This is a genomic window from Pseudoalteromonas sp. NZS11_1, from assembly GCF_015864275.1.
Lineage (GTDB): Bacteria > Pseudomonadota > Gammaproteobacteria > Enterobacterales > Alteromonadaceae > Pseudoalteromonas > Pseudoalteromonas arctica.
Map to the genome: position 1 here is coordinate 409,726 of NZ_JADYXK010000001.1, position 22,061 is coordinate 431,786.

21 protein-coding genes are annotated in these 22,061 nt (G+C 39.7%); 12 read left to right on the forward strand and 9 right to left on the reverse strand.

Annotation, left to right across the window (positions count from 1 at the left end; genetic code table 11):
- Nucleotides 1-29: 29 nt before the first annotated feature.
- From I6F44_RS01815 to I6F44_RS01825, 3 genes are all read right to left on the reverse strand, one after another.
- Complete coding sequence (locus I6F44_RS01815) at nt 30-2,090, reverse strand: TonB-dependent receptor (RefSeq protein WP_197173187.1); 2,061 nt, start codon at nt 2,088-2,090, stop codon at nt 30-32.
- A 74-nt stretch (nt 2,091-2,164) separates the two neighbouring features.
- Nucleotides 2,165-2,821 carry a YoaK family protein gene (locus tag I6F44_RS01820; protein ID WP_197173188.1) on the reverse strand — a complete coding sequence of 219 codons (657 nt, stop codon included), beginning with the start codon at nt 2,819-2,821 and terminating at the stop codon, nt 2,165-2,167.
- Nucleotides 2,822-2,850: 29 nt separating this feature from the next.
- On the reverse strand, nt 2,851-3,540 hold the full coding sequence (locus I6F44_RS01825; protein WP_197173189.1) for a substrate-binding periplasmic protein: 690 nt from the start codon (nt 3,538-3,540) through the stop codon (nt 2,851-2,853).
- 123 nt (nt 3,541-3,663) lie between these two features.
- Between I6F44_RS01825 and I6F44_RS01830 the strand changes: the two genes are divergently transcribed.
- The 3 genes from I6F44_RS01830 (at nt 3,664) to I6F44_RS01840 (ending at nt 5,457) form a co-directional block, all read left to right on the forward strand.
- Nucleotides 3,664-3,912, forward strand: a complete 249-nt coding sequence (locus I6F44_RS01830) for a TIGR03643 family protein (RefSeq protein ID WP_007581511.1) — start codon at nt 3,664-3,666, stop codon at nt 3,910-3,912.
- Nucleotides 3,913-3,988: 76 nt separating this feature from the next.
- Nucleotides 3,989-4,351: a hypothetical protein gene (locus I6F44_RS01835; protein ID WP_197173190.1), complete on the forward strand. Its 363-nt coding sequence runs from the start codon at nt 3,989-3,991 to the stop codon at nt 4,349-4,351.
- A 23-nt stretch (nt 4,352-4,374) separates the two neighbouring features.
- Nucleotides 4,375-5,457 (forward strand): endonuclease/exonuclease/phosphatase family protein, encoded by a 1,083-nt coding sequence (locus tag I6F44_RS01840; protein ID WP_197173191.1) that lies wholly within the window; start codon nt 4,375-4,377, stop codon nt 5,455-5,457.
- Between the two features lie 148 nt (nt 5,458-5,605).
- On the opposite strand, the gene I6F44_RS01845 is transcribed toward I6F44_RS01840, so the two are convergent.
- Complete coding sequence (locus I6F44_RS01845) at nt 5,606-5,986, reverse strand: VOC family protein (protein WP_197173192.1); 381 nt, start codon at nt 5,984-5,986, stop codon at nt 5,606-5,608.
- A gap of 818 nt (nt 5,987-6,804) precedes the next feature.
- Between I6F44_RS01845 and I6F44_RS01850 the strand changes: the two genes are divergently transcribed.
- Complete coding sequence (locus I6F44_RS01850) at nt 6,805-6,942, forward strand: hypothetical protein (protein WP_197173193.1); 138 nt, start codon at nt 6,805-6,807, stop codon at nt 6,940-6,942.
- 367 nt (nt 6,943-7,309) lie between these two features.
- Here the strand turns inward: I6F44_RS01850 and I6F44_RS01855 are convergent, their stop codons facing one another.
- Nucleotides 7,310-8,686 (reverse strand): NAD-dependent succinate-semialdehyde dehydrogenase, encoded by a 1,377-nt coding sequence (locus I6F44_RS01855; RefSeq protein ID WP_197173194.1) that lies wholly within the window; start codon nt 8,684-8,686, stop codon nt 7,310-7,312.
- 218 nt (nt 8,687-8,904) lie between these two features.
- Nucleotides 8,905-9,420, reverse strand: coding sequence for an NUDIX hydrolase (locus I6F44_RS01860; protein ID WP_165721093.1), 516 nt, complete (start codon nt 9,418-9,420; stop codon nt 8,905-8,907).
- 231 nt (nt 9,421-9,651) lie between these two features.
- On the opposite strand from I6F44_RS01860, the gene I6F44_RS01865 reads away from it, so the two are divergent.
- From I6F44_RS01865 to I6F44_RS01890, 6 genes are all read left to right on the forward strand, one after another.
- Nucleotides 9,652-10,992: a sigma-54-dependent transcriptional regulator gene (locus tag I6F44_RS01865; RefSeq protein WP_165721092.1), complete on the forward strand. Its 1,341-nt coding sequence runs from the start codon at nt 9,652-9,654 to the stop codon at nt 10,990-10,992.
- Between the two features lie 14 nt (nt 10,993-11,006).
- Complete coding sequence (locus I6F44_RS01870; protein ID WP_007581523.1) at nt 11,007-11,216, forward strand: histidine kinase dimerization/phospho-acceptor domain-containing protein; 210 nt, start codon at nt 11,007-11,009, stop codon at nt 11,214-11,216.
- Between the two features lie 38 nt (nt 11,217-11,254).
- On the forward strand, nt 11,255-12,739 hold the full coding sequence (locus tag I6F44_RS01875) for a sensor histidine kinase (protein ID WP_197173195.1): 1,485 nt from the start codon (nt 11,255-11,257) through the stop codon (nt 12,737-12,739).
- Nucleotides 12,740-13,201 (forward strand): response regulator, encoded by a 462-nt coding sequence (locus I6F44_RS01880; RefSeq protein WP_002958089.1) that lies wholly within the window; start codon nt 12,740-12,742, stop codon nt 13,199-13,201.
- Nucleotides 13,202-13,211: 10 nt separating this feature from the next.
- Complete coding sequence (locus I6F44_RS01885) at nt 13,212-15,179, forward strand: hybrid sensor histidine kinase/response regulator (protein WP_121953936.1); 1,968 nt, start codon at nt 13,212-13,214, stop codon at nt 15,177-15,179.
- A gap of 332 nt (nt 15,180-15,511) precedes the next feature.
- On the forward strand, nt 15,512-16,132 hold the full coding sequence (locus I6F44_RS01890) for a fumarylacetoacetate hydrolase family protein (RefSeq protein ID WP_197173196.1): 621 nt from the start codon (nt 15,512-15,514) through the stop codon (nt 16,130-16,132).
- Here I6F44_RS01890 and I6F44_RS01895 read toward each other — a convergent pair.
- The 3 genes from I6F44_RS01895 to I6F44_RS01905 all read right to left on the reverse strand — a co-directional run bounded on the left by I6F44_RS01895 (nt 16,083) and on the right by I6F44_RS01905 (nt 18,619).
- Nucleotides 16,083-17,006 carry an ABC transporter substrate-binding protein gene (locus I6F44_RS01895; protein ID WP_197173197.1) on the reverse strand — a complete coding sequence of 308 codons (924 nt, stop codon included), beginning with the start codon at nt 17,004-17,006 and terminating at the stop codon, nt 16,083-16,085. The genes I6F44_RS01890 and I6F44_RS01895 overlap by 50 nt on opposite strands.
- A gap of 116 nt (nt 17,007-17,122) precedes the next feature.
- Entirely contained in the window at nt 17,123-18,175 is a 1,053-nt protein-coding gene (locus I6F44_RS01900; RefSeq protein WP_197173198.1) for an aldo/keto reductase, read from the reverse strand.
- A 9-nt stretch (nt 18,176-18,184) separates the two neighbouring features.
- Nucleotides 18,185-18,619: an acyl-CoA thioesterase gene (locus I6F44_RS01905; protein WP_010553137.1), complete on the reverse strand. Its 435-nt coding sequence runs from the start codon at nt 18,617-18,619 to the stop codon at nt 18,185-18,187.
- Between the two features lie 679 nt (nt 18,620-19,298).
- Between I6F44_RS01905 and dinB the strand changes: the two genes are divergently transcribed.
- Both dinB and I6F44_RS01915 read left to right on the forward strand, forming a co-directional pair.
- Nucleotides 19,299-20,351 (forward strand): DNA polymerase IV, encoded by a 1,053-nt coding sequence (dinB, locus tag I6F44_RS01910; protein ID WP_024590076.1) that lies wholly within the window; start codon nt 19,299-19,301, stop codon nt 20,349-20,351.
- A 129-nt stretch (nt 20,352-20,480) separates the two neighbouring features.
- Nucleotides 20,481-22,001: a M17 family metallopeptidase gene (locus I6F44_RS01915; RefSeq protein ID WP_197112398.1), complete on the forward strand. Its 1,521-nt coding sequence runs from the start codon at nt 20,481-20,483 to the stop codon at nt 21,999-22,001.
- The last annotated feature ends 60 nt before the right edge of the window (nt 22,002-22,061 follow it).

The following is a 22,061-nucleotide window of genomic DNA, read 5'->3' on the forward strand; positions in this document are numbered from 1 at the left end:
TTTAAATAAGCTTAGTCCTTAAATAAGCACTACCACGTATAAGTTGCCGAAAGCATGGCATTACGTGGTTTGCCAGGAAAGTACCTGTCGCCGGTAAAACTGGTGTAATCGGCGCGCTCCGCATAAGCCTCATTAGTTAAATTAATAATGCGGGCAAGCACTTCAAGGTTATTAGTAACTTGCCACTGAGCGCGCAGGCTTAAAACATCATGCCCTTGGTATTTATTTAAGTTTTCTGGGTCGGTGTAGTAGTTACCAACGCGATGCCACTGCAAAGCAAATTGTGTATTACTGAGTGCTTGCCATGTTAAATCGAGATTAGCAATATTACGCGGCGCGGTATCTATGTCGTTGCCGTTTATATTTAAACCGTTAAGTATTTGGTTGTTAGTATAAGTATGCTTCGCATATGTGCCAGCAAAATTAAGCGCAAGCAACTTAGTGAGCTGGTAGTCAAGTTCAAGCTCAATACCACGATGGCGAGAGCTGCCATTATTTACCGTAAAAAAGTCGCTATCGCGGTAAATCGTATTGTGTTTACTCATAGCGTAAAGTGACACGCCATAACGTAGTTTTTCGTAAATCCCTTTAATACCTAGTTCTGCGTTATTGGCTATTTCGGCGCTTAAATTTGCAGTGGTTTGCTCGCGTTGCAATTGGTATAGCTCAGCCGCTTGTGGCGCTCTGTAACCGCGAGAAAAGTTTGCATAAAGCGTGTTATTTGTATTGTACTGATAACTAACCCCAAGCTTTGGCGATAGATTACTAAAACTATTTTTAGCACTCGCTGGGCGGCTATATCGGCAACCACCAAAGCCGCATTCTGTGCCGTCGTCTTTTGTTCTACCTGCTAGCATATTATTGGTGTAGTCGTACTGCATATGCTCGTAGCGCACACCTGCGGTAAGTAACCATTTATTTAATTGCCAATCAAGCGATGCAAAAGGGGCATAAAGCGTGGCGTTTACATCGTAATCGTAATGCTTACCTTGTGGCACTGTAGCAACTAAAAAAGCAGAACCTTGAGTGGGCTCGTTTTGGCTTTGAGTAAAGTCGGCTTGCGTGTATTCGCCGTCAAGCCCTAGGTTTATTTTTATATTACGTTGTAAATTATATTGATAAAGCGATTGTATGCCAAAACCAGTTTGACTGTTTTTTTCAAGCGGTGTGCCGGGTAAAAAGTGCTTAAAAAAGTCCATGCTTTGGTCGCGAAAATATAACGTAGTAGAGAGCACATCATCGTTATTTAATTGCCATGTTGCATTGCTCCATGCTCTAAATGCACGTGCTTTTCTAAATGCGTCTGGGTCAAAGTTTTTTTGCGAGAGGTCTTCGTTTTTATAGCTTTCAAAGCCTGTAATAAATCCAGCCGTTTGCTGATCAAGATTTGTGTAAGTAAGCCCAGAGGTAAGTAATAAATTATTATTTGAATAGCGATGGCGAATATTTACTTTTTGTTGCTCTACGCTTTCGTCGTCGCGGTAACCGCTATCGTCGGTAACACTTGCGTTAATGCCTATGCCGCTGTTGCCGTAATCTTGTCCTGCACGTAATTTGTAGCGAGTATAACCGTACGAGCCATAATCTAAACCAACTAAACCACCGCCTTGAGTAGTGTCGGGCGTTATTACATTAATAACACCATGCACAGCATTTGAGCCATAAAGTGCAGAGCCAGGGCCTTTTAGCACTTCAATGCGCTGCGCCATTTCGCTGTGCGCCTCAAATAGCTCGTTTATATTACAAAACCCAGCGGCTCTCAGTGGTATACCATCTTCTAGAGTCAATATGCCACCACAAGCGCCTGCGCCCGAAAGTACTTGTGAGCGCAGCGCGGGTAAATACTCTTGGCCATTTCCGCGTTGAATATTAGCACCTGCTACACGTTGCAGGGCTTCTTCAATATGGGTAGGCGCTATGCTATTTAGCTGCGCTTGCGTTAGTGTGCTTATTGATAAAGGGAGTGTTGTAGATAGCGCTTCAATACGTGATGCCGTAGTTGTTATGGTTTCTATTGCATCGTTGTTTTGATTATCGGCAAACGCAGTGTGGCTAAAGGGTAATATCAGCGGCAAAAAATAAGGTTTCATACATTCCTTGAAAGTAATCTATATTGCATTACCTCTATAATATGCGGTTTTAATGTGCTTTTAAACTCGTTGCGTTAAAGCGTACGTAACCTATAAACCCGATACGTAATTGATAAAACAAAACAAGCTACAGCAGGAAACACTAAAGCCAGCACTAAGTAATGCTCAAATAAAACAAAACCGGTTATACCACCCAATAAAAAGCCTGCAACAATGAGTAAAAACATAACGCCTTTACGGGTATCAAATTGCTCACCCTTAAGGGCTTTACCTATCATTAAACCAAGGTCAGTAAAAATACCGGTTAAATGTGTGGTACGTATAACAGCACCACTGTAATTAGTGGCTAGCGCGTTTTGTAATCCACAAGCAGCAGACGTTAAAACAATGCCGTAAACGAATGTGTTTTTGAGTAAATAAGCACTCGCAAGTAGTAGCAACCCTTCAATAAAAAGCAAAGTGTCGTAATGACGACCAAGTTTTAATGAGCCACCAGAGAGTAAAAATCCCGACAGTGCAGAACCCAACATAAAGCTAATAATTATTGAAAGTAGCAATAAGGCAGTGCTGGGGTTAGTTATTACTTTAATACCAAGTAAAGTAACAGAGCCAGATACATGCGAAATAGCCTGGTGCTCAAATCCTAATAAGCCTACAGCGTTTACTACGCCCGCTATAAATGCGAGCGTAAACGCGCCATATTCAACCCATTTTGGTAGTTTTGTAAACATTGGTTATCTCTTAATATGTGCAGTGTTAATTATTGAGTTTGTGCTTTAAAACGTTTTATTTGCTCATCAACTAATTTTGTATCTATTACGCCACGCTTAAAAGCAATGTAAGTAGGAAACGTAAACTCATTTAATTGCCGAGCATAAATGTTTTTATATTCTTTTGAGTACCACAAACCTGCTTGATAGTTAGTTATTGCGTATTCAACACGTTTTTTTTCTAGTAGCTCAAAAGTGTCTTTAGTTGAAAGTGAGCGAAGCAGATTATTCTCATCAAGGTTATACTTTTTAGCAATAACCTCAGGCAAGGCAACGCCGCGCAGCATCGCTATTGGGGTATTTGATAAATTGTTTGTGAGCAGTTTATCTTTGTTTAAAGTAAATAAACCATACTTAGTAGTATGCAAGGGCACGCTTGTAAAATCTAAATACTTTGCACGTTCCTCTGTATTGGCCAAAGAGAAATAGCAGTCGTAGTAACCCAGCGCCATTTCTTTTTTAACGCGCGCCCATGGCAGATGAATTACGTCAATTTTAAGATTTAAATTACGCTCAATAAACGTTAAATATTCAATATCTAAACCCGTGAACGTATCGCTTTTCTCATCAAATATAGTAAAAGGCGGATAGTGGGTTGTTACGCAGCGCAGGGTTTTACTTGGCGCTGCAAGTAATAACGAAGGTAAAGTTAAAGCTAAAAACAGGAATATTGCGCGCATAAATATAAATTCGATATCTTTTAAAGTACATAACTTGAACGCCAATTATACAGTTACTGAGCTTAATTGCATTGATCTAAGTATTTTTACCTAGCGTATAAGTTAAATTTTGTGAGATATACCATGTTTAACGCAGAGCAGCAGTCACGCATTATCGAAATGGCGTGGGAAGATAGAACCCCCTACGAGGCTATAGAGCAGCTATACGGATTAAAGTATCCGCAGCTGGTGGTTTTTATGCGAGACAATGTTTCAAAAGGCAGTTTTAAAGTGTGGCGTAAGCGCCATGCAGGTCGTAAAACAAAACATTTAAAATTACGCGATCCCGCTATTATGCGAAGCCACTGTAAAACACAATATAAACAACGTTAAATAGGTGTTAGTTGTTTCATATGATGTTCATCCGTGTTTGTTAATCTTTAGCTATTAATTATGCTAGAGATTATTTATGAGAGTACTAACATACACAGCACTAATAGCATTGGCTTTATGTTCAATAAGCGCAGACGCAAAACCGCATAAAGATAAGCATGGTCATAAACACGGCCATAAAAAGCATCATTCACATAAGCATAATGACAATGACTACCTTTCTAAAAAAGAGGCAAAGCAGTTAATTCGCGCAGGTTGGACGCCACCAGGGCTAAGTAAAAGCTATCATCGAGGCGACTTTTTAGAACGCGATTTATACAAACGAGGTAGAGTGATTGAACGCTCTAGAGATAATGGTACAGTGAGTATAGAAATAGACCGTACAGTTATTCATATGGTGCACGATACTCGAGAAATACTTTCAATTTTAAGTCGCTAAATTAACTTTATAAGGATATTAAAATGCTTATTGCGCTGGCTATAATTATTGGCTTTTTTTTACTGGTTACCTTATTACCTATGTCGTACAGCCAGCATTATTTAGTGCGTAGCTGCGACTTTGTTCGTTTGCAGGTATTTTATATTGCCAGTTTTGTAGCTGTTACTTCGTTGTTTTTATTATGGCAAAGTAGCGCAATAGGCTATGTATTTATAGCCTTAACCTCATTACTTATAATGATTTTACAAGGTAAATGGATTTACCCGTATACGTGGCTTGCTAAAAAAGAAGTGCAAAGCGCACCTAAGCATATAGATCATAGTATAAGAATTATGTCGGCAAATGTACTTATGTCGAACCATAAAAGTGAGCAGTTAATTAGTCTTGTTGATGAGCATCAACCCGATCTACTTATTACGCTTGAGAGCGATAGCTGGTGGGAAAATAAATTATCAGTCATTAAAAAAAATTACCCGTATTACATAGAATGCCCTAAAGACAATCGTTATGGCATGCACTTATACAGCAAGTTTAAAATACTCGATGCACAAATATGTGAGCTTATAGAAGAAGATATTCCCTCAATTCATATTTTGTTTGAAAACGATGAAGGCCTACAAATGCAAGGGCACTTTATTCACCCCGCACCACCAAGCCCGACCGAAGAAGATTCATCACGTCCGCGTGACTCAGAGCTAATAATGGTGGCTAAAGCACTTAAAAACCCTACACGACCTACCATAGTTGCCGGAGATTTAAACGACGTAGCATGGTCGCGCAGCACCCGTTTGTTTATGCAAATAAGTGGCTTTTTAGACCCTCGAAAAGGCCGTGGTTTTTATAACACCTTTCATGCAGGCTACTTTTTTATGCGCTGGCCGCTCGATCATTTATTTCACAGCAAAGGCTTTAAAGTAAAGCGTATTAAGCGCTTAGCTAAATATGGCTCAGATCACTTTGCGTTGCTCACTGAGCTTTCTTACGAAAACGCTAATCAGGAGTCACTAGAAGATAAACCCGAAGATCTAAAGCATGAAGAAATCCAAGAGCTTGCTATGAGTAAGGCCGACAAGCGAAAAGTGCCGAGGTTTGAGGAAGAGTTATAGTTATTAGGCAGTGTAGGTCGGATAAGTGGCGAAGCCACGCCATCCGACAAAAATGATGAATTGGCTAGAAACAACCCGACTTACCGTGTTTATGTTGTCGAGTGGCTAGAAAGTGCCAAGAGCGGATGCTCATAACCTTAGTCACTTGTTATACGCGTTTCTCAACTTTCCAAGGAGGATTTAAGCGGTTTTCACCTGCCCAGTAAAGTTTGATTTTATTACCAGACGGATCTTTAAGTATTGCTTCTTTCCACAAGTACCGTTGCTCTGTCGGCTGTTGTTCAAACTGAAAACCTTCTTTGGTCAACTCAGCACACAGTTCATCAAGTTTTTCATGCTCGAAGTAAATCACAGAACTGTTTTCAAATTCACTGGATTCGAGTGATAAGGAAAAAGTAGAATTCCCATCTGGGCAAGAAAACCTTGTGTAATGGGGCGTATCGACAATTTGAGTGAAGCCGAGTTTTAGATAAAATTTAACAGCAACATCCATATCTTTTACTGGTAAAGTAACCTGGTTAAGTTCCATTTAAACTCCTAGCGTATAACTTTTCAATAACGGGCGCAGGCACGTAGTGAGCGAATTTATTGAGTTGTTATGCATGTTTATATACAGAGTGAGTTGTGTTTTTAAAACAGTGTAAGGCGATAAAGGCCCCTAAAGTTAAACTAGCCACACTACACAAATAATTTAAGTTATAGATTATCGTTTCCATTCGGCTCTCACTGTCGAGAAAAACATAACACGAGGAAATTATGTAAAGTAAAGCTATAACAGAGCTCCCAATTTTATAGGAAATCTTTGACGTGTTAAAAGCTGCGAACAGCAATGCTACTGAAAAAAACACACTTGAAAATGCTCCGATGTAATAAGCTGAATCTTGGAATTGATAACCTAATTCTTCATTTCGTAACATGACAAAAGGGGATATGAAACCGATTAATTCGGCTAGAATTGGTCCACTAAATAGTCCAAAAATTAAAATTTTAAGAGCACGGATCACTACACCTCATTCTAAATGTATAACACTTTTATCAGAGGACACTTTCCTATTTTAGCGCGAAAACGTCTTTTTTTTATGTACTTATATTAATAGCAAATAGTGTAAACTATTGCCAGATATAAATATTATACTTTCTGTAGCCTATATGAACATGTAAAAAAGAGGAAAGTTTCCTCTTATTCTTACTAAATTAGTGACTACCATCTCAATGACCGCTTATCACTCATTGTTGCCTGTCAGGTTAAGTTTAGTGAAATAGATTGCATTGCATAGTTAAAGTTTTTATGTTGTTCGGCGATATTTTATTTGGTGCTAATAAAGCACTGCGTGCAAAGGAAAGCATGTGAATTATAAAAAAATGTACTACCCAGTTAAGGCGCTTGCTGTTATATCTTTAGTTGCAGTTGCTATTAAGTACTGGATGCCAACTGAGGTTGGCTTTGCGTTTATGCTGTTGCCTTATTTGCTTCTATTTTTTTAGCGAATGCTAATAACTACCGAAATAAACGGCTTTTTCTTATTAGAATCATAGCTGCATTATTTGCTATTATTTTAGCGCCAGTTCTCATTTTTGGCATTGAACCTGACCCTCAAGCTGGAATAGGTATTATGTTTTTGCTGATAATGCAGCTAGCTGCAATTAGTGCCTCTGAATTTATTATATTATTCTTTTATGTTGATAATGATTAAAAAGCAAACTGCTCATTTACAGTTATTACTGTGTAGTTGCTTTGCGGTTTGAACTTAGTAGAGACTAAGCTCTTCTATAATCTAATTTTAAAGTTAAAAAAACCTAAAAGCGGTTACCCACTTTTAGGTTTTCTAATGTATTAGTATTTAAAGCTAAATTAGCTGGCGATCATAATGCTTTTAACATTTACGAATTCGCGCATACCAAAGCCGCCGTGTTCTCTGCCGTAGCCACTGCCTTTAACGCCACCAAATGGTAGGTTAGGTTGTGCTAAACCGTAGCCGTTAATGTTGATCATGCCGGTGTCGAAGTACTTTTTAGCAAGCTCAATGGCTTTTTTCTCATCTTTTGAGAAAATACCACCGCCTAAACCGTAGCGAGAATCGTTGGCAATGCGCATAGCATCGTCGTTATCTTTCGCTTTAATAAGCGAAGCGACAGGGCCAAATAATTCGTCATCGTAGGCCGGCATGCCAGGTGATAGGTTATCAAGTAGCGTTGGTGGGTAGTAGTAACCTGTTTGCGATGGTATTTCGCCACCCGTTACTATGTTTGCACCTGCTTTAACTGATTCCATTACTTGGTCGTGAATGCCGTCGCGTAAATCTTCACGAGCCATTGGGCCTAAGTCTGTGCCATCTGCCATTGGGTCGCCCATTTTCATGGCTTCGAACTGCTCTTTAATTTGTGCTTTAAAGTCATCGTAAAGTGACTCAACCACTACGTAACGTTTAGCTGAAACACACGTTTCGCCGTTATTGATCATGCGACCTGTTACACAGGTTTTAACTGCAAGCTCTAAATCAGCGTCATCGAGTACTAAGTATGCATCGTTGCTACCCAGTTCTAACACTGTTTTTTTAGCGTGTTTACCCGCTTCTGCAGCTACTTTTTTACCTGTGGCATCACTACCCGTAAAGGTTACGCCGCTAATTGCTTTGTGCGCAATGAGTGAGCTGGCGGTTTTACCGTCGATGAGTAAGTTGCTGAAACAGTACTCTGGGAAACCGGCTTGTTTAAATAGCTCTTCAATTTTTTCAGCCATGCCAAATACGTTACCAGCATGTTTTAATACGGTTGTGTTACCCGCCATTATGTTGGCAGCACTGTAGCGAATTACCTGATAAAGCGGGAAGTTCCAAGGTTGAATACCTAACAGTACACCTGTTGGTTGGTAGCTGATAATTGCACGGCCGCCGTCCATATCGCGTTCTTCGTCAGCAAGTACTTGTGGGCCTTGTTCGGCTGTGTAACGACAAATTCCTGCACATAGTTCAACTTCTTGAAAGCCTTGCTCGTATACTTTACCCATTTCTTCGGTCATGAGTTTTGCGATAGATTCTTTTTGCTCTTCGAAAAGTGAGGCTAACTTATTAAGATATCTCGCACGTTCAGTGAACGACGTTAAGCGCCATTTTAAATATGTTTCGTGAGATTTTTCGATTACCTGTTCTGCTTCTTTTTGAGAAAGTAGCGTATAGGTTTTAATGGTTTGCTCAGTTGCCGGATTAATCGTTTTAACTGTGTTACTCATTTCTATCTCCTTACAAATTAATTATCTATAAGGGTGCAAAACGAAAGCCAATATCAAAAAAACAGTATTAATTAATCTCAAGCTATTGAAATGTAGTATCTATTTTGGGTTTTTTATTCTGCTAATAACTTTTTACTACTATGAATATATTATCCAAAGCAGTAAAAAGTTCTGATTGATGCAAAATTTACAAGATTGACTGCTCATGCTTATTCAACTTATAGAAGTTCTTTAGCAATGCGCTTTAGTAGGTAGGTTTCTCGTAAAATGGAGAGTCCTTGTTTTTCACTGTTAGCAAGTGTGCGCTCGTTATGAGCAATTGCATCGTTAATATCAACCCATTTAGCAGTCATGCCATTTTGCTGCTCATAATGCTCTAACTGTGCTTTGCCAAACTCGTCGGCAATATTACATACAAAGCAATACGATTTGATATGAATAATATCAAAGTCTTCTTTATACCAAGGGCGATACTCTTCATAGAGTCCAAAGGCTTTAACTACACTTATTTGTTGTGCACCGGTTTCTTCGCTTAGTTCGCGAATTAAGCCTTGTTCAATACTTTCGCCTTCATCTACTCCGCCACCAGGTAAGCTGTAATCTTCATAGCGGTTTGTATACATTAAAAGTATTTTATTATTTTTAATAACAATGGCGCGAGCTGTTAAGCGCGTAAACTGACTACCGTGGTCAATATTAATACCTGAATGAATTAAGGTTTTTAATTGCTGCATTTCGTCTCCTTTTTTAGGTTTTTGATAATAACAGTTGCTACCATTCTATAAATAGAAACGATTTTAATTATCTTTATATTTTATGATCGATTTTTTTAAGCATACGTAAATATAAGGTTGTTAAAATAAATAGCATTGGATTAATTAGCTATTTAAGTAATTAGATTCTAGGCGTGCCTTTAAATTAATATTTAGGATGCGTAGAATAAGAAAAAAGCATAGGGATTTATCATGTTAGACATACTTTTAGTAGACGATGACGTTGAATTTAGTGACGTTGTTTGCCACATAGTCGAATTCCTCGGCCACAATATAAGTACCGCCACCAGTTTAAAAGAAGCACATCAATGGTTTGAAAATAATACCTTTGACCATGTGCTACTTGATTTTATGTTACCTGATGGTAGCGGTTTGCACTTACTTGATCATTTAAAAACGATTGGGCAATCTCCAAAAATTACACTTATATCGGGTCATCCTTCAGTTAAAGGCATTTTAGCTGAAATGTGTGAGCCAAATGTAGGGCATTTATTAAAACCATTACAACGCGAAGATTTAGAACTCGTTTTAAATGGCCCTAAAAAAACAGTTAAAAAAGCCAAGTCGAGCGGTATTACACGTCACTTTGGTGGGTTAATTGGTGAGTCTGAGCCAATGCAAAAACTATACAACATGATTGAACGCGTAGCTAAAACAAACGCTAACGTGATGCTTATGGGTGAAAGTGGTGCAGGTAAAGAAGTAGTGGCTCAAGCTATTCATAACGCAAGCCAGTGCGAAGGCCCATTAGTTGCTAGCAACTGTGGCGCACTTTCAAAAGAGTTAATTGGTAGTGAGTTATTTGGCCACGAAAAAGGCGCATTTACAGGCGCAATAGCACGTAAAGAAGGTGTGTTTGAGCAATCAAATAACGGTACTTTGTTTTTAGATGAAGTAACCGAAATGCCAATTGATATGCAGCCAAATTTACTGCGAGTACTTGAAACTAAAAAAGTAACACGCGTAGGTGGTAACAGAGAAATACCAACCAATTGTCGTGTTATTTCAGCCACTAACCGCTCGCTTACCGATTTAGCGCAAAATAATATTATTCGTGAAGATATTTACTTTAGGTTGGCTGTTTTTCCTATTGATATACCGCCACTTCGCGATAGAAAAGAAGATATTCCTTTATTAGCTAAAGCATTTTTAGATCAACTTAATGATGAAAACGGTACCCCATTTAGTTGGACGCCAACGCAGCTCAAAGAACTGCAAAGCTATGAATGGCCCGGTAATGTGCGAGAGCTTCGCCACGCTATACACCGTGCATTTATTATGAGCGATCCGCAAACCAGCGACATTACTCTACCTGATAATTTAGAGTCGCCTTTTTCGCGCGTTAATAACCAAGCGGCCGAAAAGCCAGTATCAGCAGGACAAACCATTGAAGAAGTTGAAAAAGAACTTATTCATGCAACGCTTGATAAGGTGCAAGGTAATAAAACGCTTGCTGCACAAATGCTGGGTATTAGCACCAAAACACTTTATAACCGCCTTAATGCATATGGCGGTATTGGCGAATATAAATAGATTTGAGGAAGGGCATGACATCCGATAACCAAACAGAGCAACTAAACAAATTAGTACACGATGCAAGAGCGCCGCTTAATCGTATATCGATGAATGCAGAGCTTATTAAGTTGGTACTCGAAAACGATATGCCAAAAGAAAAAGCGCTAGATGCACTTGATAAAATTATCAACAATTGCCAACAGTGTAGTGAAAGTTTACAAAAAATAACTGACTCTCAATAAATAGTAAGTGTTGTACAAACTCTAATTCGGGAAGCTAAATGAGCAAGCAAAAACAGCAAGGTAAAGCGAATGTTACTTGGGCAGCTTTTATAGTTGTTGTGTTAAGTATTATTGTAGGTAACGCAGTTTTAGCATTGAATACGATTCAAGGTTTAACGCAAACCCAAAAGAGTTTAGACAATACTAATATGCTGACAACGGGAATTGAGCAACTGCATTTATCAGTAGTTCAGGCTGAGTCGGGTCAGCGCGGTTATTTATTAACAGAAGAGACTGATTATTTAACGCCTTATTACGATGCTATTGGACAAATTGAAGCTCAAACAGATCATGTTAAGTCACTACACTCTGAGATTGACGGCCAAGCTGAGCGTATTGCTCAGTTGTTAGTACTAGTTGATAGCAAAATTAAAGAGCTAAAACAAACGGTTAATCTTGCTTTAGATGACAAAGAGCGACGTGCAATTTATGTGTTAAATACACATAAAGGTCGGGAGCTTTATAAGCAAATTAGAGAGTATGTTAATGAAATTCAAGACCGTGAATTACTCTTTAAAGTGAGCCATTTTTCAAAGTTAGCGCAAATTAAGAATGAAGCTAAAATCACGTTTGCTATTACAGCAATCACAAGCTTATTACTTATTATTGGTATGTTTGTAATGACACGTCTTAATTTGAGAAATGCAGCTAAGTATCGTTTTGAGCTTGAGAAACAAAACGAGACTTTAGCAACTAAAGTGTCTGAGCGTACGCAAGAATTAACGTTGTATTCTGACGAACTGAGCCGAAGTAACCGAGAGCTTGAAGAATTTGCTTTTGTAGCAAGTCATGACTTACAAGAACCGCTTAGAAAAATTCAAGCCTTTAGTGACCGCCTAGAAACAATGTTTAAAGATGAGCTGGGTGAAAAAGGGATTGATTACATTGGCCGCATGAAAAATGCAGCGCAACGCATGTCTAACTTAATTAATGACCTATTAGAGTTCTCGCGTATTACAACACGCGGTAAAGACTTCGATGATACAAATTTAAACGAAGTAGTAACCGATATATTAAGTGATTTAGAAATTGCGATAAAAGAGTCAGATGCACAAATTGATGTAGAAGACTTACCGGTTATTCAGGCTGATAAAAGCCAAATGCAGCAGCTGTTTTTAAACTTGTTGTCGAACGCTGTTAAATTTAGGCGCCCAGGTGTAAGTCCACATATAAAAATCAGCTACCAAGATAAAGATATTTTTAGTGAGGATCATAATACCAATTTGAGCTTTCAAGTTATTACTATAGAAGATAACGGTATTGGTTTTTCACAGGACTATGCCGATAAAATATTTGTACCGTTTCAACGTTTGCACGGTCGCTCACAATATAAAGGCACAGGTATTGGTCTTTCTGTATGTAGGCGTATTGTGGAGCGCCACGGCGGAACAATTACAGCAATAAGTAAAGACGGTGAAGGTGCAACCTTCATTATAAAACTACCTGTGGAAGCTGCGCTTTTCACATTGCAAGGAGAGGCTTAAATGCCCTATTCAAAAGTAAAACCTATTACTATTTTAATGGCAGACGATGATGAAGATGATCGTTTGTTAACACAAGATGCCCTTGCCGAAAGCCGTGTACTTAACGAGCTTCATTTTGTTGAAGATGGCGTTGAGTTACTTGAATATTTAGAACGTAAAGGTAAGTTTGAAGACAAAACAGTGTCGCCACGACCAGGATTGATATTACTTGATTTAAACATGCCAAGAATGGATGGTCGTGAAGCGCTTGAAGCTATAAAAGGGAACCCTAACTTAAAGGGAATTCCGGTTGTTATTTTAACTACGTCTAAGCAAGAAGAAGACATGGTTAAAGGGTATAACTTAGGTGCTGCATCTTATATTACAAAGCCTGTGACGTTTGATGGTTTAGTTGATTTGATGAAAACGCTAGGAAAATACTGGGTAGAGTTTGTAGAGCTACCGACAACATTTAACGATTAATGGAGATTGTATGTTAGATAAAGTGACTCAGTTGCTGCTTGTAGAAGATGATGAAGATGATTACATACTCACCTGCGACTATCTGGACCAATTGGATTCACACACGTTTAACATTCAATGGATAAGTTCCCCAGAGCAGGCAATTGCAACGCTTAGCAAAAATGAGCACGACATTTGCCTGCTTGATTACCGCTTGGGTGCATCTAATGGTTTAGATGTACTAAAAGAAGCCATTGCTAATGGCTTTAGCGGCCCAATTATTATGCTTACCGGGCAGTCAAACGACGAGTTAGACTCGGCGGCGCTTGATGCCGGTGCAGTAGATTATTTAATAAAAACAGAAATGAGTTCGAGCCGCTTTGCGCGCGCTATTCGCTATGCACTTGCTCGTAAAGATGTTGAAGGTGAGCGAGTAGAGCGTTTAAAAGCCGAAGCCGAAAATCGCTCAAAAGACCGCTTTCTAGCTCATCTAAGCCACGAATTACGTACTCCTCTATCGTCTATTTTAGGTTACACCGAACTGTTAATGCAGAGCGACTTCAGTCAGCAAGCAGAAAATGAACTAGGTGTTATTTATCGAAACGGTAAACATTTATTGAGCCTGTTAAACGATGTGCTCGATTTGTCAAAAATAGCAGCCGATAAACTGGAGCTGACCCTAAGCGAAGTTAACCTTGATAGCATGCTTGCCGATGTATACACGCTAATGCGCGTATCGGTGCTAGATAAGGGCCTTACGCTGCGCTTTGAATCTCATCAGCCATTGCCTTTGGTTGCACGACTGGATGCAACAAGAGTTCGCCAAATTTTAATAAACCTAATAAACAATGCAGTTAAATTTACCGATAAAGGCGAAATTGTTGTTAATGCGTGGACGCAATGGGTTGATGATACCGAAATGCTGTTTTTTAGCATTAAAGACTCAGGCATGGGCATTGCCCCTGAAAAACAAGAACTGATATTTAAGCCATTTGAACAAATAGCTGATGTAGAATCACGCTCTGTAGGCGGCGCAGGCTTAGGCTTGGCAATATGTGCTGAATTGTTAGCACGTATGCACGGTGATATTAGTTTGCATTCTGAAATTGGCAAAGGCTCTACGTTTACTATTTCGGTTTACCCAGGTGATATTAGCGAAGTAGAACGACAGGTACTTAATTTTAGTAGTGCGCCGCAACTACAAAGTAAATCGGCTCCATGCAAAGTGCATGGGCGAGTATTAGTAGTTGATGATTTACGTGATTTACGCATGCTAGTTGGTCATATGATCAGTACTTGTGGTGCGCGCGTCGATTATGCCGAACATGGCCAACAAGCGCTTGAAAAAGTGCGTATTGCAGATGCGTATAAAGCGCCTTACGATATTATTTTTATTGATATTCATATGCCTGTAATGGGCGGCAAGGAAGCTACCATAGAGCTTAGAAAAATGGGTTACAAAGGCCCAATAATCGCGCTCACTGCCGCTACTATGAAAGGCATACATGAGGAGCTTGCTGCACTAGGCTTTAACGATGTAATACCAAAACCTGTTGATAGCGCGGCTTTATACCAAAGTTTGCAAGATTATTTGGTAGCGCCAGAGCATGCACCGCAAGCTAAAGATATAAATTGTAGCAATGGCTTAACCGAGAAAAAGCAGCGCTTTTTACTTGTTGAGGACGATCACGATGCAGCGCAAATTACGCAGCTACTTTTAGAAAGCTTAGGTGTTGAAACGGTCATTGCGTCTAGCTGCGCACAATGTTTGCAAATACTTAATCACGACCAGCAATTTAATAAGGTATTGCTAGATATGCATTTACCCGATGGGCGTGGCATTGATTTAGGCCAGCAAATTAATGAGCGATATCCAGAGCTACGCTTGGTGATTGTAAGTGGCGCAGAGCCAGACCCTAGAGAAATAAAAGATTTAAATATTGACCGAGTTTTACTTAAACCTATTAATTTGAGCTTACTTGAAACGCTTATTAGCTAGGGCCTGTTTATCTTTCGAGGTTGAATTTGCAGCAGTATGTTTGGTATTTAGGCAAGGCAGAGCCTGTGTAGTGTGGTTATTCCCCATAAATAGGCGATAACGTAGCACAAATGCCAAACATGCGCTGCCCGAAGGGTTCTGCCCAGGGGCTATTTACTCTTTGTTGCTCGGTTTTTACTTATTCTTACATGGATGTAAGTCAGTAGAATAACGCAGGAGCAGTTATCGAGCCCACTAGGTTACAAACCTCGCGCCGCGATTAAATAGCCCCTAGATTGAACGAATTTTAATCCTGAAAGGTCAACAGGTCCAATAACTGAGACATTATTTATATGCATTCAATAAAGTTAGTATCTGAAGAATTAACACCATCAAAAGTAGTCTGTGTTGGTCGAAACTATACCGCACATATTGCAGAGCTAAACAACGAAACACCAGATCAAATGGTTTTATTTAACAAACCAAATAGCGCGATTACAAATACGTTATTTGCGGCTCATAACGGCGATACACTGCATTATGAAACCGAGCTATGTTTTGTAGTTAAAAATAAAAAATTTGTAGGGGTTGGACTCGGCCTTGATTTAACTAAGCGTACTGTGCAAAGTAAATTAAAAAATAAAGGACTTCCATGGGAGCGCGCTAAAGCGTTTGATGGCTCTGTTATTTTAAGTGACTTTGTCGAACTAACTGATGCAATGAAACACTTTACGTTTGAACTTAAAATTAATAATGAAGTGATTCAGCGAGGTGATACTCATTTTATGCTACATAATCCTGACTCGATTTTACAAGAGGTTAGTGAATTTATGAGCCTCGAGGACGGTGATGTAGTAATGACAGGCACACCTTCGGGCGTAGGTGAGGTAACGGCTAAAAGTATTTTTGCTGTGGCACTTTATGCTAACGATCAGTGTTTACTTGAGCATCAGTGGAAAGTAAGTAAAAATTAATAACTTGCTGTTGGTAGTGTTGATCAAAGTCGGCAAAGGTAGTTTTAAGCCAATTATGCTGACTTTGTTGATACTCAGGCGATTGTAGTACATTGTTTTTTAGTGCGCGGTTAATTTTTTTAAGCGCTTGCTGTGCAAAATTATTAGGTGCGTTAGCCGCACAACCTATTGCTCCTCGTATAAATTGAATGTCATTTTCTGCAATTGGTACACTCTCTATATTCGTATATTCTCCTTGTTTATTAAAGTAATCGGCCATAAACGGGTAATCAATTGAGTAGTCTAAAAAGCCGTGACTCAAGCGTGCTATAACAGCCTGACTTTCATTTTCGCTACTCCAACTTAACGACGACTCTTTATCTCGTTTTGTATTTTCAATAATTGTATTAATTTTAGTTGTAAATTTACGTGCAGCAGCTTGCCCGTATACGTATTGCGGGTCGGTTAATAAATTAATAAGGTGAATAGGCGAGCCGTGCTTTTCTTCTAATTTGGGCTTTAGCTCTTTAGTCGTGATAATTGAAAATGGGGGATATACCGTTGTTGGATTTGAGTAGTTAAGTAGTTGGTTATTATGCTTTTTATAAATAACACACGGGAAGCATACGTTTTTTCCTTCACTTAAATATTTATTTATACGCTGCTGAGGGACAATTAAGCGGGTATGTTTTACATCTGTTATGGTTCTAATGAGTTGCTCGGTTAGGTTGTCGCAAATACCGCCTTGTGGTGCACTTTCGCTTTTAGCTATATGAAAAGGGGGCGTGTAACTTTGCAGCCAAATAATTTCTTCTAGAGGCTGTACTCTTTGCTCAACGGCGTGCGCGTTAAATACAATTAATAAGCAAAATGCATAGTATCCGTTTTTCAGCATTGATAAGTGTTCGTTGAATTAAGAAAACTTAATAAAAGTATAGTGTTGGTTGTAGTAGGGTCAAATATTTTAGTTAAAAAGCAACCTCATTCAAGGCTGCTTTAACTCATACATGCTTAATAAGGCATCGGATGGTTTCTAAATATAGTGTTAATCTCACTAAGAATTTCGTCGCTTAACGTGATGTTAAATGCATCAATATCTTCTTTTAATTGGGCTATGCTTGTTGCACCAATAATTGAAGAGGTTACGCCATCTACTTGGTTACACCATGCGAGTGCTAGTTGTGCTGGAGTAATATTGTTTGCATGAGCCAGATCAACATACTGCTTAGTGGCTTGCTCTGCATTGGGTGTATCTCTAAAAATACCGTTGCGCTGCATGAAGGTCCAACGTGATCCTTCTGGGCGAGCACCGTTTAGGTATTTACCCGTTAATAAACCAGCCGCTAAAGGCGACCACGGTAAGTAGGCAATATCTTCGTGTACACATTGTTCTATTAAATACGGCCAGTCTTTAGCGTGCGCTAAGCTAAACTCATTTTGAATAGATACCATACGCGGTAAGTTATGCTCTTTGGCCAAACTTAAAAACTGGCTTATACCCCATGGCGTATCGTCAGATAAACCGCAGTGCTTAATTTTACCTGCTTTAACACATTTATTAAGGCCCTCTAGAATATCAAGCATACTAGCTTGCTGCTCTTGTGTATTTACGTCGGTAAATTTAAGAGTGCCGGGCCACTGTCTGCCAAAGTGCGGGGTAGAGCGGTTTGGCCAATGCAGCTGATATAAATCAATATAGTCGGTTTTAAGGCGCTTAAGTGAATCGTCTACGGCTTCTATTACCGTTTGGCGCGTAATATTGCCACCATCACGTACCCACGATAATCCATTGCCTGCAATTTTTGTAGCAAGTACCACATCGCTGCGCTTTTGCTGATTACGCGATAGCCAATCGCCAATAATTTCCTCAGTTTTTCCATAGGTCTCTGGAGAGGGCGGTACTGCATACATTTCGGCTGTATCAATAAAGTTTACGCCTTGCTCTAGCGCGTAGGCTATTTGTTCATCAGCATCGCTTTGAGTATTTTGTTTACCCCAAGTCATACTGCCTAAACATACTCTTGAAACGTTAATACCACTGCTGCCAAGTGGGCTGTATTGCATGAGAATTCCTTATTGCTCGTCTTGAGAGTAGCTAACTAACGCCGATAAAAGAGGCTCTGCAATGAGGGCTTTTTGGCCTGTTTCAAAATCAAACATAACCACTTTTGAAGTGCCTGTGGTTGTTATAGCGTTTTGTGCGTGACTAAATACGGTGTAATTCATAACAAATCGGTCTGTTTTTATATCAGAAATAGTAACACCGACTGTAAGCGTATCTGGGAATGTAACTGGGCGTTTATAACGAATGTTATTTTCGCTTATTACCGGGCCCACGCCATTAGGGCTTATTGTATCGAACAGATTTATTTTATTTAAGAAGTCGATTCGGGCTATTTCAAAGTAACGTAAATACACTACATTATTTACGTGTTGTAGTGCATCCATATCAGCCCACGCTACGGTGATGTCGGTATGGATAGGGTGCTGATCTTTAAACGTTTGCATTATTTATTGGCCCTTAATTTTAAAGTACTTAGATTATCAACATGGGGTTACGAGCTCAAGGTAATTAATGGCATGTTTTTTTATAAGATGATTGTACCTATTTAATTTTAGGTCTACAGTTAAATTGCACAGACAAACACAAAAACACACAGAGGTAGAAATATGCAGAATATAATTAATTGGTTTTTAGCTTGTTTGGTATTTATAGCCTCTTTTACCTGTTACGCAATGGGTAACGAATCAGGCGCTATTATTTTAATGTTAGCGGGGTTTTTTTTCGAGGTTATGTTTTGGTTGCGCGGTTATAAAGAATCAAAAGATAATAAGCGATTTTTTTAATCGCTAACTAGGGCCTGTTGACCTTTCAGGATTAAAATTTGTTCAATCTAGGGGCTATTTAATCGCGGCGCGAGGTTTGTGACCTAGTGGGCTAAGTAAAAACCGAGCAACAAAGAGTAAATTGCCCCTAGGCAGAACCCTTCGGGCAGCGTATGTTTGGCATTTGTGCTACGTTATCGCCTATTTATGGGGAATAACCACACTACATAGGCTCTGCCTTGCCTAAATACCAAACATACTGCTGCAAATTTAACCTCGAAAGATAAACAGGCCCTAGGCTTGCTTATCACATTTGATTCTATAATAATGACTGTATAAATAACCAGTTATTGTTGTGGTGATGAAGAAGTTTATTCACATAGACATGGATTGCTTTTATGCAGCAGTAGAAATGCGAGATAATCCAAAACTTGCATGTGTACCGCTTGCTATTGGAGGCAATAGCCGACGAGGCGTGCTCTCAACCGCTAACTATATAGCTAGAGAATATGGCGTGCGATCGGCTATGTCGAACTATCATGCTAAACAATTATGCCCCGATTTAGTTATTGTCCCTGGGCGCATGGCTGTATACAAAGAAGCTTCAAATCAAATACGTGAAGTATTTAGCCGCTACACAGATTTAGTTGAACCTCTTTCTTTAGACGAAGCCTACCTAGATGTAACAGACAGCACCGCTTGTAAAGGCAGTGCCACACTTATTGCACAGCAAATAAGAGCCGATATTTACAATGCCACCGGGCTCACTGCATCAGCAGGCATTGCACCGATTAAATTTATTGCCAAAATAGCCAGCGACGAAAAAAAACCGAATGGTCAATTTGTCGTTTTGCCTCATGAGGTCGATGACTTTTTAGCGCAATTACCGCTGGGGAAAATTCCGGGGGTGGGTAAAGTAACGCTCGAAAAGCTAAATTTAAAAGGCTTATATACCGGCAAGGATGTACGTGAAAAAGGCGTTAACTGGATGCAGCAACATGTGGGTAATTTTGGTGTGTCGCTTTATCAAAAATGTGCAGGTGAATATGTTGGTAAAGTATCAACAGATCGCATCAGAAAGTCGCTGAGTGTTGAGCATACCTACGAATACAATAAAACAAGTTTGCAAGAGTGCTTAGATGAGCTGCCAAAATTGTTAGACGAATTAGTTTTAAGGCTTAATAAACAGCAATTACAAAACCGTATTAATAAGCTGAGTGTTAAAGTGAAGTTTGCAAATTTTGTAGTGACCTCAGCCGATCAGGCATACCACGAGCTAAACACAGAAATATTTATTCAACTCCTTACTAAGGCCTATCAACGAGGGCTACAACAACCTGTAAGGTTACTTGGCATAGGCGTTGGCATTAAAAGCGAGCCAGAACAAAACTTCCAACTGAGTATTCTCGATTAAGCTGTAAAGCCTGTAACCCCAAGTTGCCATTTATTGGCAAGTTGTATAATTAGCTCATCGCACCTTGCTGGTCTTCAATATTTAAATCGACGATAATAGGGGCTTATGTTTTCTAACAGGACTTTATTTATGGCATACCCTCAAGCGGTTAGTGCAAGCCTTGAATGCACATCTCATGATGCGCTTATTATTATTAGTGATGACTTTTCTCTATTACCAAATAACTCATTACGTGATGCTATTTTAGACCAAGCAAAAGTTGATTCTCGTATTGGTAAACAAGTTACTTTATTAGTGATTGAAAACAAACGCGTTGTACTTGCGCCAACAGGTCCGTTAAACAGAGATTACGACGATGTACGCCGTTATTTTGATGCTGCTAAATTAGCAATTAACGAAGCAAAAGCGTCGGGTAGTGTTAACCCTGCATTATTTTTACCAAATTTAAATGGCGATAGCCGTTATCAGCATGCTTTAGAAGTTGCTTATTTAGGCGCTTGCCAAGCCTTATGGCAGCCATTAGAAGCGCGTGAATATCACGGTGAAAGTATTGAACCTATTACTCAAATTGGTTTAGTTGGCGCAAGCGAGCAAACAATTAAAGCTGTTAATGCAATTGCTGCGGGCCAATATGCCGCGCGTGACTTATGTGGCACCGAACCTGAGCGTATGGCTCCACCACGTTTTGCTGATTACTGCGTTGATTTATTTAAAGGCTCAAGCATTGCAGTTGACGTAATTGATGATATTGCAGCTATTGATAAAAACTACCCAATGCTAAGCACTGTTGCTCGTGCATCGTATGCAGTTGAGCGCCATCACCCACGTGTTGTTAAGCTTGAATATGTACCAGAGGGCGAAATTACTCGTACACTTATGTTTGTAGGTAAGGGTCTTGTATACGATACAGGCGGTGCAGATTTAAAAGTAGGTGGTCATATGGCAGGCATGAGTCGCGATAAAGGTGGCGCAGCTTCTGTTGCGGGCTTTATGAAAGCCGTTGCGGATTATCAGCCTAAAGGCGTTAAAGTAGTATCGTACTTGGCTGTTGTTCGTAACTCTATTGGCTCGGATTGTTTTGTGCCAGATGAAATTATTACTAGCCGCGAAGGTATCCGTGTACGCATTGGTAATACCGATGCAGAAGGGCGCTTAGCAATGGGCGACCTGCTTAGCGAAATGAAAGATTTAGCTAAAGGCGAAATAAACCCAACGTTGTTTACTGTTGCTACATTAACGGGTCACGCGGCACGTGCAATGGGTCCTTACGGTGCGTATGTTGAAAACGGTCCAGCTCGTAGCGCTGGTGTTTCACGTCAAATAGCTGACCTTGGAGATTTGTGGGCCGATGGCGCAGAAGTATCGCGCTCTCGCCGTGAAGATTACGACTTTATTAAACCACGCACGCTAGCAGACGATGTACTCTCTAGTAATAATGCGGCATCTGCAGTTACTGCTCGTGGACATCAGTTCCCTATGGCGTTTATGGCTATTGTTGGTGGGCTTGATAAGCACGGTAACGACTCTGCGCAACCTTTGCCTTATGTGCATATGGACATTGCAGGAAGCGGTGTTGAAGGCGGTGATTGGCAGCATGGCAAGCCAACGGCTGCATCAGTAACGAGCTTGTTTGCACGTTACTGTTTGTAAGCTAAAAACTTACATGCAATAAAAAAGCCCTGTTAATTCAGGGCTTTTTGCATTTTATGA

What these genes read in the sequence shown, in the direction of transcription:
- I6F44_RS01815 (WP_197173187.1), bottom strand. Translation starts at nt 2,090, where the DNA reads ATGAAACCTTATTTTTTGCCGCTGATATTACCCTTTAGCCACACTGCG.
- I6F44_RS01820 (WP_197173188.1), bottom strand. Translation starts at nt 2,821, where the DNA reads ATGTTTACAAAACTACCAAAATGGGTTGAATATGGCGCGTTTACGCTC.
- I6F44_RS01825 (WP_197173189.1), bottom strand. Translation starts at nt 3,540, where the DNA reads ATGCGCGCAATATTCCTGTTTTTAGCTTTAACTTTACCTTCGTTATTA.
- I6F44_RS01830 (WP_007581511.1), top strand. Translation starts at nt 3,664, where the DNA reads ATGTTTAACGCAGAGCAGCAGTCACGCATTATCGAAATGGCGTGGGAA.
- I6F44_RS01835 (WP_197173190.1), top strand. Translation starts at nt 3,989, where the DNA reads ATGAGAGTACTAACATACACAGCACTAATAGCATTGGCTTTATGTTCA.
- I6F44_RS01840 (WP_197173191.1), top strand. Translation starts at nt 4,375, where the DNA reads ATGCTTATTGCGCTGGCTATAATTATTGGCTTTTTTTTACTGGTTACC.
- I6F44_RS01845 (WP_197173192.1), bottom strand. Translation starts at nt 5,986, where the DNA reads ATGGAACTTAACCAGGTTACTTTACCAGTAAAAGATATGGATGTTGCT.
- I6F44_RS01855 (WP_197173194.1), bottom strand. Translation starts at nt 8,686, where the DNA reads ATGAGTAACACAGTTAAAACGATTAATCCGGCAACTGAGCAAACCATT.
- I6F44_RS01860 (WP_165721093.1), bottom strand. Translation starts at nt 9,420, where the DNA reads ATGCAGCAATTAAAAACCTTAATTCATTCAGGTATTAATATTGACCAC.
- I6F44_RS01865 (WP_165721092.1), top strand. Translation starts at nt 9,652, where the DNA reads ATGTTAGACATACTTTTAGTAGACGATGACGTTGAATTTAGTGACGTT.
- I6F44_RS01870 (WP_007581523.1), top strand. Translation starts at nt 11,007, where the DNA reads ATGACATCCGATAACCAAACAGAGCAACTAAACAAATTAGTACACGAT.
- I6F44_RS01875 (WP_197173195.1), top strand. Translation starts at nt 11,255, where the DNA reads ATGAGCAAGCAAAAACAGCAAGGTAAAGCGAATGTTACTTGGGCAGCT.
- I6F44_RS01880 (WP_002958089.1), top strand. Translation starts at nt 12,740, where the DNA reads ATGCCCTATTCAAAAGTAAAACCTATTACTATTTTAATGGCAGACGAT.
- I6F44_RS01885 (WP_121953936.1), top strand. Translation starts at nt 13,212, where the DNA reads ATGTTAGATAAAGTGACTCAGTTGCTGCTTGTAGAAGATGATGAAGAT.
- I6F44_RS01890 (WP_197173196.1), top strand. Translation starts at nt 15,512, where the DNA reads ATGCATTCAATAAAGTTAGTATCTGAAGAATTAACACCATCAAAAGTA.
- I6F44_RS01895 (WP_197173197.1), bottom strand. Translation starts at nt 17,006, where the DNA reads ATGCTGAAAAACGGATACTATGCATTTTGCTTATTAATTGTATTTAAC.
- I6F44_RS01900 (WP_197173198.1), bottom strand. Translation starts at nt 18,175, where the DNA reads ATGCAATACAGCCCACTTGGCAGCAGTGGTATTAACGTTTCAAGAGTA.
- I6F44_RS01905 (WP_010553137.1), bottom strand. Translation starts at nt 18,619, where the DNA reads ATGCAAACGTTTAAAGATCAGCACCCTATCCATACCGACATCACCGTA.
- dinB (WP_024590076.1), top strand. Translation starts at nt 19,299, where the DNA reads ATGAAGAAGTTTATTCACATAGACATGGATTGCTTTTATGCAGCAGTA.
- I6F44_RS01915 (WP_197112398.1), top strand. Translation starts at nt 20,481, where the DNA reads ATGGCATACCCTCAAGCGGTTAGTGCAAGCCTTGAATGCACATCTCAT.